General features: G+C 35.6%; 9 protein-coding genes. 1 reads left to right on the top strand and 8 read right to left on the bottom strand.

All coding sequences use genetic code 11. The annotated features are described in order from the left end of the window. The first annotated feature begins 146 nt into the window (after positions 1-146). Positions 147-1409, top strand: coding sequence for an MFS transporter (locus tag BUE22_RS13950; RefSeq protein WP_073395583.1), 1263 nt, complete (start codon positions 147-149; stop codon positions 1407-1409). A 38-nt stretch (positions 1410-1447) separates the two neighbouring features. On the opposite strand, the gene BUE22_RS13945 is transcribed toward BUE22_RS13950, so the two are convergent. From BUE22_RS13945 to BUE22_RS13910, 8 genes are all read right to left on the bottom strand, one after another. Further along, positions 1448-2113, bottom strand: coding sequence for a hypothetical protein (locus BUE22_RS13945; protein ID WP_124020473.1), 666 nt, complete (start codon positions 2111-2113; stop codon positions 1448-1450). Positions 2114-2134: 21 nt separating this feature from the next. Next, positions 2135-2653 carry a hypothetical protein gene (locus BUE22_RS13940; protein WP_073395577.1) on the bottom strand — a complete coding sequence of 173 codons (519 nt, stop codon included), beginning with the start codon at positions 2651-2653 and terminating at the stop codon, positions 2135-2137. Positions 2654-2679: 26 nt separating this feature from the next. After that, positions 2680-3903 (bottom strand): DUF4272 domain-containing protein, encoded by a 1224-nt coding sequence (locus tag BUE22_RS13935; RefSeq protein ID WP_073395575.1) that lies wholly within the window; start codon positions 3901-3903, stop codon positions 2680-2682. Between the two features lie 418 nt (positions 3904-4321). Next, positions 4322-6754, bottom strand: coding sequence for a glycoside hydrolase family 2 TIM barrel-domain containing protein (locus tag BUE22_RS13930; RefSeq protein WP_073395572.1), 2433 nt, complete (start codon positions 6752-6754; stop codon positions 4322-4324). Positions 6755-7072: 318 nt separating this feature from the next. Further along, positions 7073-10606 (bottom strand): malectin domain-containing carbohydrate-binding protein, encoded by a 3534-nt coding sequence (locus tag BUE22_RS13925; protein WP_073395569.1) that lies wholly within the window; start codon positions 10604-10606, stop codon positions 7073-7075. Between the two features lie 291 nt (positions 10607-10897). Beyond that, positions 10898-13624: an alpha-d-galacturonidase gene (locus tag BUE22_RS13920; RefSeq protein WP_073395566.1), complete on the bottom strand. Its 2727-nt coding sequence runs from the start codon at positions 13622-13624 to the stop codon at positions 10898-10900. A 176-nt stretch (positions 13625-13800) separates the two neighbouring features. After that, a complete protein-coding gene (locus BUE22_RS13915) occupies positions 13801-14703 on the bottom strand; it encodes a sugar phosphate isomerase/epimerase family protein (RefSeq protein ID WP_073395563.1) in 903 nt (300 codons plus the stop codon). A gap of 96 nt (positions 14704-14799) precedes the next feature. Continuing rightward, a complete protein-coding gene (locus BUE22_RS13910) occupies positions 14800-15945 on the bottom strand; it encodes a sialidase family protein (protein ID WP_073395560.1) in 1146 nt (381 codons plus the stop codon). Between the last annotated feature and the right edge of the window lie 81 nt (positions 15946-16026).

The following is a 16026-nucleotide window of genomic DNA, read 5'->3' as shown; positions in this document are numbered from 1 at the left end:
AATGGAGTTTTGTATTACTGTATTAGAATAGATTATTGTGAATAAGACAGCAATTAAACTTTTAATTTATGTAGCACAGATGGAAAAACAATTATTCCCTGTTGCGTTTGAATTCGTATATTCGGCCATTATTTTGAAAAAAGAAAATGATTGCAAAATTGAATGAAAAAAAATCCTATCCATGGATTGTTGTTGGCTTGTTGTGGTTTGTAGCTTTACTGAATTATTTAGACCGACAAATGCTTTCTACTATGAAATCAGCGATGATGGATGACATTCCTGAATTGGCTAAAGCTGAAAATTTCGGTCTCTTAATGGCTATTTTCCTTTGGATATATGCTCTAATGAGCCCTGTTTCCGGAATTATTGCGGATCGATTTAACCGAAAAAGAATAATCATAGGCAGTCTTTTTATTTGGTCTGGGGTTACAATGGCGATGGGGTATGCCACAACTTTCAATCAAATTTATATTTTACGTGGAATTATGGGTTTTAGTGAAGCTTTTTATATTCCGGCTGCATTATCCTTAATTGCAGATTACCATCAGGAAAAAACTCGCTCTTTTGCTATTGCAATTCATACCACGGGGATTTATTTAGGACAGGCGCTGGGTGGTTTTGGAGCTACTGTTTCTAAGCATTTTTCCTGGCATTTCAGTTTTCACTCCGTAGGTTTACTAGGTGTACTTTACAGTTTAGTACTGATATTTTTTCTACAGGAAAAGAAAACTTACTTTTTTGACCCTACAAAAAAGTCATCTGTCAGCTATGAATTCAGGCAAATGTTCAAAGGGTTGGGAATATTATTCGGTAATATCTCCTTTTGGGTTTTACTCTTTTATTTCTCTGCACCTAGTTTACCGGGTTGGGCAGCCAAAAACTGGTTACCCACCTTATTTACTGAAACTTTACATTTAGACATGTCTATAGCGGGACCAATTGCAACGGTAACCATTTCGATGTCTTCCTTTTTTGGCGTTTTAATTGGTGGTGCCATTTCAGATAAATGGGTGATGAAACATCTTAAAGGAAGAATTTACACCAGCGCTATTGGATTGTTTCTTACCATTCCGGCATTGTTTTTATTTGGCTACTGCTGTGACATAGAAGCTATTATTTTTGGTGCTATCCTTTTTGGAATTGGATTTGGAATATACGACACCAACAACATGCCTATTCTTTGTCAGTTTGTTGCGCCTCGTTACAGGGCTACCGGATACGGAATTATGAATTTTGTTGGTATTTCGGCCGGGGCTGTTATCACCGAATTTTTAGGAAAAGCTGCTGATAATGGCGGAATGAGGCACATTTTTGTACTTCTATTATTTGTAGTTGTTACTGCCATCGTTTTACAACTAGCTACCCTAAATCCAAAAACTATAGATATGACCGAGGAAAATGAGTTTTAAGGGTTGGTGTTATTTGTTATTTTATATTAGGAATGGTTTTACTTCACATCAAATTTTGTAACGTAATCGTAACCCAATATTCCTTTTCGCAAAGTCAAAACTATTTCATTATCATCTCTAATCGCTTCATACAATTCTTTTTTGACATCCAATCGTTCGTTGCTGTCATATTGCGTTTTGATGAAAAGTTCATAGTTTCTTACTCCTTTACTACTTTTACTTATTTTTTTGTGGTTAATTATATTGGTCTGCTGCTTTTCGATTTCATTAGAAATCTTGGTGTTTATAAAGATTCCAACACTGGGAATCAACATAAAAGTACACAGACAAATGCAAAATATATTATTTGACTTTGATCCATCATTAGAATTAAGGTAGCTATTCAAAATCACAACAAACAAACCATTGAAAATCAAACTCAAAAACACAAGTTTCCAAAACAAATTATACCCGCCAATTGTGTTTTCAAAATACCTCAAAACAAATACAGATGGAATTAAACCAATAAAAAGGATGTATTGAAAATTTTTATTCAGTTCTCGTTTAGGCTGGCCTTTTTTGTGAATAATTTTTAAAATTAAATCAGATAAATTATACGATAAAATGACAAAAGACGGAATAGACATAAACAAATATCCAAACTCATTAATTGTAAAGGAAAGAACAATACTGCATAAAACTATTATGATAATATTCTGTTTCATTGTTTCTTATTTAAGATGAAATTATTGTGTTACTTTGATTCGGTCAGCATAATTCATAATTGTTGTGAATTTTCTAATGACAGCTAAAACATCTTCTTTAGGCTGATCAATTTCACTTAGTTCTATTTTATTTGTTTTTGAACTTTCTTTTCTATGAATTACCAGGAAAAAAGATCTTCCTCTTTTTTCTTTTACGGAATCGTATTCAACATGCTTAATATCATTCCATTTTATCAGTTCAAGAGCAGAAAATGGAAGAATTGTTTTTCTGACCCAAAAACCATCTTTCTTGATAATAAATTTTGGCTGAGTATCCAAAAGCCATAACCATGACAAAACACACAATATTGAAATCGCTAAAAAAGCAATTGTAAAAATGCCATTAGGATTAAACTTTTCCCACTGAAGAAGTTCTTTAGGCAATTTATAAATCATTAAAACTGCGATTGCCGTAAAAACTACAACCAAAAAAGACTTTACCGAGGAATCTGTCTTAACTTCTATTTCTTCTAAAATTGCAGAATTTTTGAATGTTTCCAAATTAGTTTATGTTTTTGATTTTGCTTTTAGGTATCACAACTAATAGAATCCCAATCCTGATCCATATAATTTATAAGCCAATTTAAGGCATATTGTCTTTCATAAACAATTCCCGGATTTATGCCTTCGATTTGTCTGCCATTAATTCTTTCGTCAACACAAGCCCAATTGTATCTGTAATACAAATCATCGGCATCTAAAATTTCACTTTTAGATCTTGTCGAAACTATGGCATCTATAAAATCATTTGGATCTTTATCCGGACCTACGGGATAATCCTCGGGGCTTATATTTTCGAGATTGCAAAACACATCCGGAAAATCCAGGTTCTCCACCTTTTTCAAAGCCCACATTAAAGTCCAGATTCCTTCACATTTCCAGCTTTCCTGTGCTTTTTTGTCATCTGTTGGATCTGCCAGAAACTCTTTTTCGTTTTCTGTAACAAAATCCCAAAGATTATAACTTTGTAAATAATCAATCGCTACGTCTGGATCAATACTATTAAAAGCCACTAAATTTGTCATGGCCAAAATACTTACTCTTTGTGCAATTTCTTTTGGTGTTCTTATAGTCGTTTCGGCTTCAGATTCTATACAAGGCAGATTTTTGTTGATTTTTATGCCTTTTACTTCCAGAATTTTTTCGTTATTTTCTTTTCTGTTTTTTTGATCTTCTTCCAGTTCATTTTGATCTCCATCAAAATAAACCGAATTGATTTTGACATCTAAGGCATCAATTTCACAATTTCCGTCACCGTCAATGATCAGATTTAAATTCTTGTCTAAAAAATGCTGTCCGCTAGATTTACTGATAGCCGTATCAGGCTGAACAAATAAAACCGCATCAAGTTCGTTTGCTATATTTTCGATTGCTGTTTTTAACTCTTTTACTTCACCTTTTTCCTGAATAATCGAAAATTCGCAATTCAGGGTTTGTATTTTGTGAAGAAACAAATCTTTTACTTTTTCATTTACTGTTGGCAATGAATCTACATAGCCATAAAGTCCCTTTAAATTTGCTGTTAAATCAGAATCATTGATTTCTGGAATTTGATAAGAAGGTTTAAGTCTTTCGCGATAAGCAATTTTTATTTTTTTTGAAGAACCCAGAATTCCTCCTTTTATTTCAAGATTGATGATATCAAATTCATCCTGAGTACTAATAACAGTATTACCTTTTGGGAAGCTGGACAGGATTAATTCTTTAATAGTGTCAAATCCAACATTGTGTGAATAAATAGTACAAATCATTTTATTATTTCTGTTTGAAGTTAAAAATTCAGGTTTATATAATTTGTTTGCTTATGCTAATATAAATTTATTTATTACAAACTGAAAACTTAATTAATCTGAATTTTAGTAATTAATCCGAGCTGCGGGTTTGACAATTTAATCAAGAAGTAATTAGAAAAATCCGTTTTTATCAGCGTTTTCGCTTTAGCGAATCAGTAAAATCAGCGTCTAATTTTGACGCGGATAAAACCGATTTACTTCGTAAAAACGCGGATAAAAACGGATTTGATTTGCAATAATTTTATTTTTTTTAAAGCTTAACTTAATGACATTGCCAGTAGAACTACCCTTTTTAACAGACAACCTAAATAAATTATTACAGATAAAAAAAACTCCATTATTGTTAATGGAGTTTTATAGTATTTAAAGATTTTATTTAATCAACTTTCAATTCAAGAACAGCATCCGGAATCCCATTTCCAGTCGAAGCTTTAATTTTTATTGTTTCCCTCTTTCCAATCGACTGAATAATCGCAATACATTTTCCATTAAATAATTTACACGAACTCGCTTTAAAAGAATCCAGATTGGCCTGATAACCGTTATCAACGCCAACTAATTTTCCTCCGCCAGAAACTTCAAAATTGATTAAATCATTTGCAGTTGGCAGAAGATTTCCAGCTGCATCAGTAATAGAAACCGTAACATAAACTAAATCATAAGTATCGTTTTTGATCACTTTTTTATCTGCTGATAAATCTATTTTAGCAGCATCTCCCGCAGTATGAATTTCTTTTTCTAAAACAACTTTCCCGTTTTTTCTTGAAATGGCTTTTATGGTTCCAGGTTCAAATTTTATACGCCATGAAATGTGTAAATCGTCATTTTGTTTTGATTTTTTACCAAGAGATTTTCCGTTAAGGAATAATTCAACTTCATCGGCATTATTGTAGTATGCCCAAACATCAACTTCCTGATCTTTTGCCCAATTCCAATGCGGAAAAATATGCAAAACAGGTTTTATTGTCCATTCGCTTTGGTACATATAATACACATCTTTTGGGAAACCGGCCAAATCTACAATCCCGAAATAAGAACTTCTCGCCGGATACGGATAAGGATCAGGTTCTCCGATATAATCAAAGCCCGTCCAGATAAAAGTTCCCGCCATGAAATCCTGTTTTTTGATGGTTTTCCAATTCTCTTCGTGTGTGGCACCCCAATACGATTTTACCTGATCAAAAGCCGAAACCGTCCAGTCTGCATTTCCGTCAAACGGAGCGCCATGTTTTGGAGGCCAGGCTTTAATTCCATCCGCAGGAAAATCATAATGGCCACGCGTTTCCAAAGCCGAAACACTTTCTGAAGCAATTATTTTTTGTCCTTTAAAACGAGTTGGAAAATCTTTGTAATCTTCGTGTTTGTAATTAAAACCCAAAAGATCTAAAGCACCGGATTGATAAATAAAATTTTTCTCAATCACATTCTCCGTCAAAGCAGAAGTTACCGGACGTGTTATATCTAACGATTTTACAATTTTTGCCAATTCTTTCGTAATCGCAATTCCCGTACTATCAAATTGTTCGCGGATTTCGTTACCAATGCTCCACATCATAACCGATGGATGATTGCGGTCTCTTTTAATAAAATCTTCTAAATCTTTTTTATGCCACGCATCCCAGTCTTTATGATAATCGTTGGTTACTTTTTTCTTTTTCCAAACGTCAAAAGCTTCATCCTGAACAATAAAACCCATTTCGTCGCACAATTGCATCATTTCTAACGAATGCGGATTATGTGACATTCTAATGGCGTTTACGCCCATTTCTTTCATTAAAACTAGTTTTCTTTTTAATGCATGAATGTTCTCAACTGCACCCAAAGCGCCGTTATCATGATGCAGACAAACCCCTAAAATTTTCGTTGGTTTTCCGTTTAATGAAAATCCTTTTTCGGCATCAAAATCAAAAAAACGAACTCCAAGCGGTGTTTCGTAATTATCAGCCAATTCCCCTTTCTCATAAATTTTAGTGATGATTTTATACAAATATGGATTTTCCGTATCCCATAGTTTTGGCTTTTTTAAAGTAAAATCCTGAATCTTTTTTGAAGATGAATTTGCTGCAATTTTTCCTGTTGCTTGTACCTCGGCAACATCATCATTATTTTTATCGAAAATGGTAGAAACCAATATAAATTCCTTTTCTCTATCCGAATCATTTTTAACCTCAACTTCTAAATGAACCAAAGCTTTTTCTTTATAAATTTCCGGCGTTGTTACAAAAGTTCCCCATTCGGCAACATGCAATTTTTCGGAGATAACCAAACGCACGTTTCTGTAAATTCCAGATCCTGTATACCATCTTGAATTTGGCTGTGCATCATTATCGACTTTTACAGCGATAATATTGGGCTGACCAAAATTTAAAAATTGAGACAAATCATAAGAAAATGAAATATAGCCGTTAGGACGAATTCCTAAAGAATGTCCGTTAATGAATACCTCGCTGTTTTTAAAAACACCATCAAATTCTACCGAAATAGTTTTGCTTTTAAAGCTTGCAGGAACGGTAAACGTTTTACGATACCAACCTTTTCCAGCCGGTAAAAATCCTTGCGCTTGTTTTGTTTTACTGTCTTTGTCAAAAGTGCCTTCAATACTCCAATCGTGTGGTAATTGCAAAGTTCTCCAATCGGCAGTACTAAAATCTTTTTGTGGTGCCGATGGATAATCACCCAATTTGAAATTCCAGTTTTTATTGAAATCTTCGATAATTCTGGCTTTTTTTCCTTGGGCAAAAGATGTTGTGGTAAGCAATATTGCTAAGGCAATTAAGGTATTTTGTAAAATGTTTTTATGTTTAATCATAAATTATGTTTTTTTATTCTAATCTTCTTTTGTCTTTTTTGTCAGGCTGAGCGTCCCGAGACTTCGGGAGAAGCCCGCGTAAGTAACTCTAAACAGTAAATCCCCAATCTTTATCGAGCTTCTTACGGAGATTTCTCGTTCCTCGAAATGACAAAAATGAGGAAAAACTTTGCGTGGGCTTGACTTCGCTCAGCCTGACAATCGTGGTTACGTTATGTTTATTGTAGAGATGGACAATTGGAACGTAGACGCACTGCTGTGCATCTCTACAATCTTTATTAAACCTTCGAGCCTTTGTGCCTTCGTGGCAAAACCTCGTTATTGAAATTCAAAACTATCCAACATCAACCCCTTCAAATCATCTCCTTCCAGCGTAATTTTATACGTTCCCGCATTAATATAACCTCCCGAAGTTGTATTCAAAACTTTCCATTTTTCCGGTGAAGGAAAAAATTCGATTGTATCGTTTCGCATCATAATTCCGTAGGCATCTTCCATTTTGAAATGTACTTTTAATGGCGTTTCGTTTCTGTTCATGAACTTAAAACGCATTAAATAAATTCCGGCAACTCCGGGTTTTACTTCAAATTCAATACTGTTTGAAGTCTTTTTTGTGAATTCAATATAATCGGCTTTTTTGAAATTTCCTTTTACAATATCCGTTCCGGTTGTTTTGGCATTTTCTGCTTCTAAAACTAAGGTCTGACGTGAATCATCTTTTTCGCCCATATCATAAATTGGAACGACGATAAAAGTACTCAGCGTTTCTGAATTATCAAATGTTATTTTTTCTCCTTTTTTTACTTTTTTAGCATAAACAGCAAACTCAATGTTGCTGCTGTTTTTTGCTATTTCTTCTGATTTTTTATAATCTGATAACCAGGCAAATTGTGTTTTGATTTTATTATCAATCAAAAAATAAACATCCGAATCTTCTTTAGCTATAAACGAACCCGAAACTTTTGATTTAGAAGAAAACTGTAAATAATCTGCTCCAAAAACTTCAGAAGGCAATTGTGTAAAAACAACATCTGAATCTGAATATTGTTTAGAGTTTATACCCAGCCAGGACGCAACTCTGTTAATCGTTTTATCATAAGAACTTAAAACCAGATTCTGAATATTTTTTGGTGATGTGTCTGCCGGTTTTTCAAATCTCTTTTTAGTTCCGATTGCAATGGCAGAAATGATCGCCTGACCCGATTTTACATTTGGGAAATTAATGCTAATTTTTCCGTTTTTGCTTTTTACCAAGAAGGTTTTCTTTAAGGCTTTATCATGTCCGGCTTCTGCCCAAATATCAAAATCTTTTAGAACAACATTCTCGTTTATAGCAACATCAAACAGACGCCAGCCTTTGCAATTTAAACCCCCGCCGGTCCCGTACCAAGGTTCTGTAAAATACAATTCGACCAAATATTCTCCATCGGCAACAGGAAATTCGTAACTCAGTTTATCAACTCCGTATCTGAAACTTTGAAATAATTCAGGATCTTTTGTACCCGAAATTGGATCGAAAGTAGTTCTTTGGCTCGCATAAAAGTCGGGTAATTTTTCGAATTTATCTGTCCATGACAAAGATCCCCAGGTATATTGTCCGTTTTTGTGTGTATCGGTAAACCATGTATTTCCAGATGAATCTGTAAATTCAGAACCTCCACAATTTACCCTGTAAATATAATTGTATCCTTTTTTAGATTTTGTAATATCAGCCTGATCGGTATATAATGCGTTTAAATTTGGCGCTTTCGGAAGTGTATTCAAAACCACATAATCTTTGGCAACCGCTTTTCCGTTTACATAACCCACGGCATACAAAACATTGTATTGAATATTGACATTATTAAACTGAAAATGCTGTCCAATTCCCGGGTTTTTCAATTTCCCTAATGATAATTTATTGGCATCATTAAACAATTCAACCTCATCGCAATTGGAGTAAATATCGATTCCGTTTTTGACACCTGCCGAATCCCAACGACTTGGCCATGAATGCGAAACAATATAAACCATCGGATTTGTTTTGTTCGAAACATAATTGGCGCGGTACATATAATACGCATCGAGAGGTTCGCCCCAAACCGTAAAAAGTCCTTTGTAATTTATGGGTCCAACTTTATCAATATCACGAAATCCTTCGCCGTTTTGAGAACGTCCCGGATTTTCGTGTGATGCAAAAAGCCAGTTAAATTGTCCTGCTATTTTATCTTTTACAGATTCGGCTTCGCGAACTTTGATTTCCATTAGTTGCGAAAATCTGTTTTCGCTCAAAATTCCCTTTTGATCAAATTCTCCTTCGGTATGTAAATCTGCTGTTCGCCATGCACCGTATTCTCCGTTTAATAACTGAGTTGTCATTTCGAGGTGGTATTTTAAAGGATCACCGCCGTAAGTTCCAGACCAGTTTTGTACCACATTCCAGTCTGTTCCTTCACCGCCGTTGCAAGTGGTTACAATTCTTTGAGAAGCTGATAACGGATCCATTTCACGGATAATTTTCGTGCATTCTTCTGCAAATTCCTTCGGAATCGTGCTTTCATTCTGCAAACCCCACATCACAACCGACGGACTGTTTCTGCGTTCTTTAATCCATTCGCGTAACAAAGTTTTAAAATTCTCTTTAAATTCTGGCGTATCATACCAAATATGTGCCGAAAACTGACTCCAAAAAAGGATTCCGTTTTCGTCCAGTTCTTTTTGATAAAGTAAGTTATGTGGCTGATGCGCTTCTCGAAACGCATTAAATCCTGCTGCTTTTATCTGCTCGATTCTGGCGTGAATTTGTTCGTTTGAAAACGAATGACTGTTTCCAATCATGTGTTCGTACTCGCAAATTCCGTTTACAAATAATGGTTCATCGTTAATATAAAAGCGATTGTCTTTTCCGTCACGGCTAATTGGCCAGCTTACCCAACGAATTCCGTATGGCGTTCTTAGTTCGTCTATTTTCTTTCCATTTTCGAAAATGGAAGTCACCAACTCGTATAAATAAGGGCTTGACGGAGACCACAATTTTGGATTTATAATTTCCGGAAGTGTGTGTGTTATTTCTTTTGTTTCTCCGGAAATGGTTTTGACATCGCTTTTACTTATAGCAACCTGTTTTCCTGCAGCATCAAAAAGTATATTTTCGATCGTTAAATCACGATTTGACTTTCCGTAATTTTTAATTTCTGTTGTTGTATGCAGAATCGCTTTTTCTTTAGAAATTGATTTATCATTCCAGATATGAACGCCAAAAGGCTCGATACGAACCTCATCTGTAACAATTAACGAAACCGGTCTGAAAATACCAAGCGGCTGAGAACCTTCAGAAAATCCCCATTCGCCGGAACAGCCACCGCAAACCCACGGAAGATCTGCAATAAAAGAGGGATGATCGGCTTTGACCATTATTTTATTCTCCCCATCAAAAGAAACGGCGTTTGTAATATCGATTGTAAAAGTGGTTCTTCCTCCTTTATGGGAGCCGACTTTTTTTCCGTTTACCCAAACTGTAGCGTATGAACCAACTCCTTCAAAATACAAAAAAAGGCGTTTGCCTTTGTCTTTTTTATCAGCTTTAAAAGTTTTATGGTACCAGGCACTCCCGTGCAAATTGCCATGTTTCATTCGGCGGTAACCGTAATATTGATCCCAGTTATGAGGCACATTTACGTTTTGCCATTGCGAATCAATTTTGGGGTTGTTCACAAAGCTTTCATCTTGCTGAACGGGATTATTTAAGATTATAGTTTCCCAAGATGAATTCAGCGAAATTTCTCTACGTAATTCCGCTGACGCATGTTTCACCTGGCTCTGGAGAGAGCAAAAAACTAAAAAAAAATAAATAAAAAAAAATGTTTTCTTCATGCTTTTTTGATCCTGCGAGGTTTCCAAAACCTCGTAGGTTTAATTTTTATAACGTTGACTTTGAATACTTACAAGGTTTTAAAAACTTGCAGGAAAGTGTATTTCTCGTTTATTTGTTATTTTACTTCTTCAATTAGACCTGACAGGTTTTAAAAACCTGTCAGGTCTAAATTAACTGAGAGTTCGCGTGAGGGATGGCAGTGGAGCTCTTTTTTGAGGCGATTTTTCATCGCCTCAAAAAAAGCGGGAACGTACAGCCCGACCCGGAGGGACACGCCCAACTTATTCTAATTAATAAAACAACCAGTCAATCGCACCTTTTTCTCCGGCATCAATATAACCAACGTCGCGCGGCGTAATGGTTTGATTGGCGTCTATAAATCCTAAAATCAACACTCTTCCTTTTCCTAAATTCAATTCGTTTTCGCCCGGCTGAAACGTGTACGTATGAATGTTTACACGAGGCAATTCTTTAAGATTCATGGCGCTTGCCAAAATAACTTCGGCCTGACCGTAAGCGTTTCCGGCTGCATCTGTTTCTAAACTTGGCGGAAACAAAAATCGCTTTTGATCTGAATTGAAATACCCAACAACTAATTTTACAGGTTTTGTATTTTTAAATTTCAGATGTGTTCCTTTCTCATTTTGTGCTGTTTCCTCAAATGCAATTCCTTTCAGGTTTTGTAATTCAGGAGCTATTTTCGTCAATTCAGAAATTGGCGTCCCGTACACTTTTGTACCGTTTTTTACAGCATACGTTCCTTTGTTTTCACTTAGTAAAGTTACTTCTGCAGTTTGCCACGGCTTTCCTTCTTTGGTTGCAATTTTACCATCTTTTGATGATTTTAGCAACTCTAAATTTCTTTTAAAATTAACCAATTCACGTTCATAATGCGGCAATAATTCTGCCCACGTTTTATTATTTCCATCATCGCCTCCAATCGGAATTCGGCGTTGTGCGGTTTGCATGCTGTTGGCGTATAGATAACTATCTTTAGTTAAATTTACTAATGTTTCGTAATATTCGATGCTTTTCTCCAAATGAGGAAGCGCTTTGTCCAGATCTGAAATATCATTTGAATAACTGTATCTCAACACCAATAAGGCGGCTTTTACTTTTTCTGAAAAGAAATCGGCGAAAGCCTTATAAGCATGCATATCGTTTTTAAGACGCAAAAATTCCTCTTTATTTTTAGTGACTTTTGCTTCTGCTTTATCAATGGCGCTAACGGCTAATTTTCCGTGTTCTGTAATTTCGGTAATAATCTGAGTTGGAAGTTCGCCCGAATGCGGTTCCTTGTTCCATTCTTTTTTAGCATATTCTAAAAGCAATTCTCCCGCTGGGCCACAAGATTCATGGAAACCTGGGTAAACACGCCATTTTGCCGGATTAACCAATTGACTTTCAAACATTCCTAATAACAAAGTCTGACGATTTCCTTCTGTAATTCCGAAACGTCTTAAGGTTTTTGGAGCAATTTCTCCCGATTCGTCGTATGCTTTTTGAATGTTGTTTGCTGCTTCTAAATCGGTTCCGTATTTCGCAGCCAGATCTTTATCCCAAAATTGAACTTCTTCTTTTCGGTCTCTTTTACTGTCCCACGCATATCTTGCCCATGCTTTGTACCAAATCCAGTCGCGATCCATTTCTAATAAACGTTCGCCTCTTTTGGTTTTATCTGCAGAATACGGCCAATCCCAATACGAAGCCTGCGGATATAAATGCAGTGCATTTGCACCGTGAACGCTGTGCATTGCTTTTACGGTTTTCTGGATAAAATCTGGTGAACCGTATCTGAAAGGTTCTAAGTTTGCCAGAATATGTACGTTTTCTATATGAATCGATTTTAAAGCGCTTAACTGTTTGTGCGTTTCTCCCCAAGGTCCGCCCGGCGTATAAGTCGTTAAAGACTCTCCGGTATATTTACTTTCTGTGTATAGATTTTTGTATAACGGAAGTGATTTTTCCATCACCAAAGGCCCATCGGTATCATGCGAACGCAAAATAATTGGCGGTTCCTCTGTTTTACCTAAAGCCTCTAAGCCATCACGAACACCTGGAATAATAGTTTTCGTAAACCATTCTACATCGTCATCAACGGTATTGATTGCTTCTCCCAAACAAACCATTAACCCAACATTTGGATATTTTTCGATAAAAGCAGCGATAGATTTTCTGGTATAATCTGAAAGTAAGGGCGTAATTGGTCTTGAACGATCTTGTGTTTTTATGTTATAATGTTCTGCAAAAGGCTTAGAAACAATAATATTATAAAACATTTGAATTACCCAGATGCCTCTTTTGTTGGCTTCTTCGGTTAGGAATTTATAGATTTCTTCGTTCTTTTTGAAATCTTCATCGCTTACTTCTACAGCAAACGGATATTCTTTCAATTTTACTAAAGAGGCAAACGGATGTCCGTTCCATAAATACAAGGAGTTCATCCTGTTTTCTACCAGCATATCCAAGTACTTTACCCATAATTGTTTATCGTAAAACCAAGGAAAAGTTTCAGGCGTATACGGATATTCGTAAACATCACGACCCGGAAGGTAAACGGGTTTCTGCATTCCGATACAAGCGCCTCTTAAAACCATTTCCGGACTGTCATCAATATTGATATCTGACGGAATTTCACCTGAATTTTTAATACGATCTGCCAATTCCATTGCGCCATACAAAGCTCCAGAAGCATCGGTTCCTTCGATGTAAATGATATTTTTTTGAGTACGAATTTGAAAACCTTCTTTCTTGCTTAATTTGCTATCGTCGATTTTAGCCGATTTTGCATTTTGTTTCCAAAAATCAGTTCCTTTTTCACCAATAACAATGACTTTATCTTTTTTATTTATTTTATCAGAAGCAATTACTTTGAATCCTTTTTGAGATAAAGTTTCAGATAATTTCTCCACTCCAAACTGCACTCTTGGCGATTTTGAATCACTAACAATAGTAATGTTTTGCGCTGTTGCGAAAGTGGTATAAACGGTTAAAAAGAGTAAAGTAAAGTATTTCATTGTATTATAATTTTTATTCTTTGCGTGAAAATTAATCTGCCAAATCTGCTTAAATCTGTGTAAATCTGCGTGAAATAATGGCACGCAGATCGGGCAGATTTAAGCAGATAAACGCAGATTAAAAGTGTGAACTTGTAATATTTAACTTTTACGTAATCAGCACTTTTACAAGCTTATTAATTCTGAAAAATCTTTTTCAAATACGCCACATTTGCACCGTAATTGGCTTTTACGTTATGCACTTGTGTAACGTCGCGAGAACGCTCTACAATAAGCCAGCCACTCCATTTCATTTCGTCAAGCGTTTTTTTGATTTCCGGCATATTAATCATCGTATCATTTTCAAGCCAGACTTTATCTGTGTTGGAAGCATGAATTTGCGCCAAATGTTTTTTGCCTAATATTTTTAATTCTGATACAATATCTCTTCCGTTGTCTGCGGCATTGGCAAAATTGAAAGAACTTTTAATGCATTTAGAATCTATTTCTTCTAATAATTTTTTCTCTTCTGTAGCGTTCAATGAAGTTTCAATCGCGATTACACCGCCAATTTTACCCACTTGTTTTCCTGCCCATTTTAATCTTTCAATAACGATCGGACGTAATTCCGGATTTTTAACCAAATCACTTTCTGTTCCTAACGGAAGATAAGCGACTTTTACTTTCATGTCTTTCATTGCTTTTACACAATCATTAATCATGGGTTCGATGGTTTCTCTTTTGGCAAAAGACTGTGCATAGAATCCGGACATGGCAATAGAACTGATTCCCACATGCAATTCTTTAGATTTATCGAGAAACTTTTTTCTTTCAACGGGATCTCCCAATTTGCTGTCAAAAGTTGGTCTTTTTCCTAAACCGCCCATGTCCAGTTCTATTCCGTCGGCTTTGATTTCGCTTGCCAAACCAAAAGCGCCTAATTTTTGTCTTTTTAAAATCATCCAGTCGCAAACCGCAACTTTATATTGCTGTTTTTTACTGGAAGACTGCGCCGTTGCACAACTGTTGAAGGCTCCAGATAAAACAACTATGAAAAGTATAGCCGTTAACTTTATAAAACTCTTATTGAAATTGCTCATTGTTGTGTTTTTTTTTAGCTACAAATTGCACAAATTTTCACAAATTAACATTGAAAAAAAATTAGTGTAAATTCGTGAAATTCGTGGCGAACTTTTTTACTCCTCTTCAGCCTTAACAGCGGTTACGACTTTGTTTTCGTCTCCAGGCCAGATTCCGTTTTTGATTGGAAGTGCTTTTAATTTACTTGGATCAACTTTTACATATTTCAGTTTTTCTCTTCTCCAAGTGTAAACAATATGCACCATTCCGTCAGAACTTTGAATCATAGAAGGATATGAATATTGACTGATTTTTGAATCTTCTAAAACCAAAGCTGCTTTCCAATTGATTCCATCATCAGAAATTGAAACATTCAAAGGCGTTCTTGGACCTTTTGCTTCTGTTCCCGGAGGTAAAACGTGATTGTAAACAAGTAAATGTTTTCCATTTTTAAGGGTTACGGCATCGGTTCCTGAGTTGTTATTTGGCAAACCAATTAATTCTACATCTGACCATGTTTTTCCGTTGTCTTTTGAGAAAGTGCTAAAAATGGCTCTGTTTCTGGTTCTTCCAATGGCTTGGATACTGCCATCTTTGTGGAATAATATACTAGGTTGAATAGCATTGATTTTTTGTTTTCCTCTTGCAAGCGTATCACCCATTACCCAGGTTTTTCCGAAGTCTGGAGTAGATTCCATGCGAAGTCTCCACCCGTCGCCTTCGATACTTGACGGACATAATAAAGTTCCGTTGCTTAATAAAACAGGTTTATTTTTGATTGGTCCTAAAAATCCATCAGGCATTTTTTTAGCCTCAGACCATGTTTTTCCGCCATCAGATGAAGTTCTGATTACGCCCCACCATTCCGATGGTTTTGGTCCGATTTTGTAGAAAAGCATTAAATCACCACCCGGAATTTGATACAGAACCGGATTCCATGTTGGCAATCTCGGACCTTCTTTCATCACGCCATCGGCAACTTTAACGCCTTCGCCCCATTTATCACTTCCTTTCGGCTTGATGCTTACATAGATACAAACATCAGGATGTCTTTCGTGCGTTCCTCCAAACCAGGATGAAACTAAATCACCATTTGTTGCTTCGACAATTGTAACCGCGTGGCAAGACGGATAAGGCGCTTTATCATAAATAAATTCATCAACCAGAATACCTTCTTTCCAAGTCTTTTTTTCTAAAGCCGATTTACAACTTCCTAAAAGGAAAAGTCCAAACAAGACAAATGCTAATTTTGTTATCTTCATTCTTAATTTAATTATGAATTAAAATTTTCAACTATAAATACATTCCTACTATTTTTTTAGGTAAAAATATTTATTAAGTGT

Source organism: Flavobacterium pectinovorum (genome assembly GCF_900142715.1).
GTDB lineage: Bacteria > Bacteroidota > Bacteroidia > Flavobacteriales > Flavobacteriaceae > Flavobacterium > Flavobacterium pectinovorum.
This window is presented reverse-complemented; position numbering and strand designations above follow the sequence as displayed.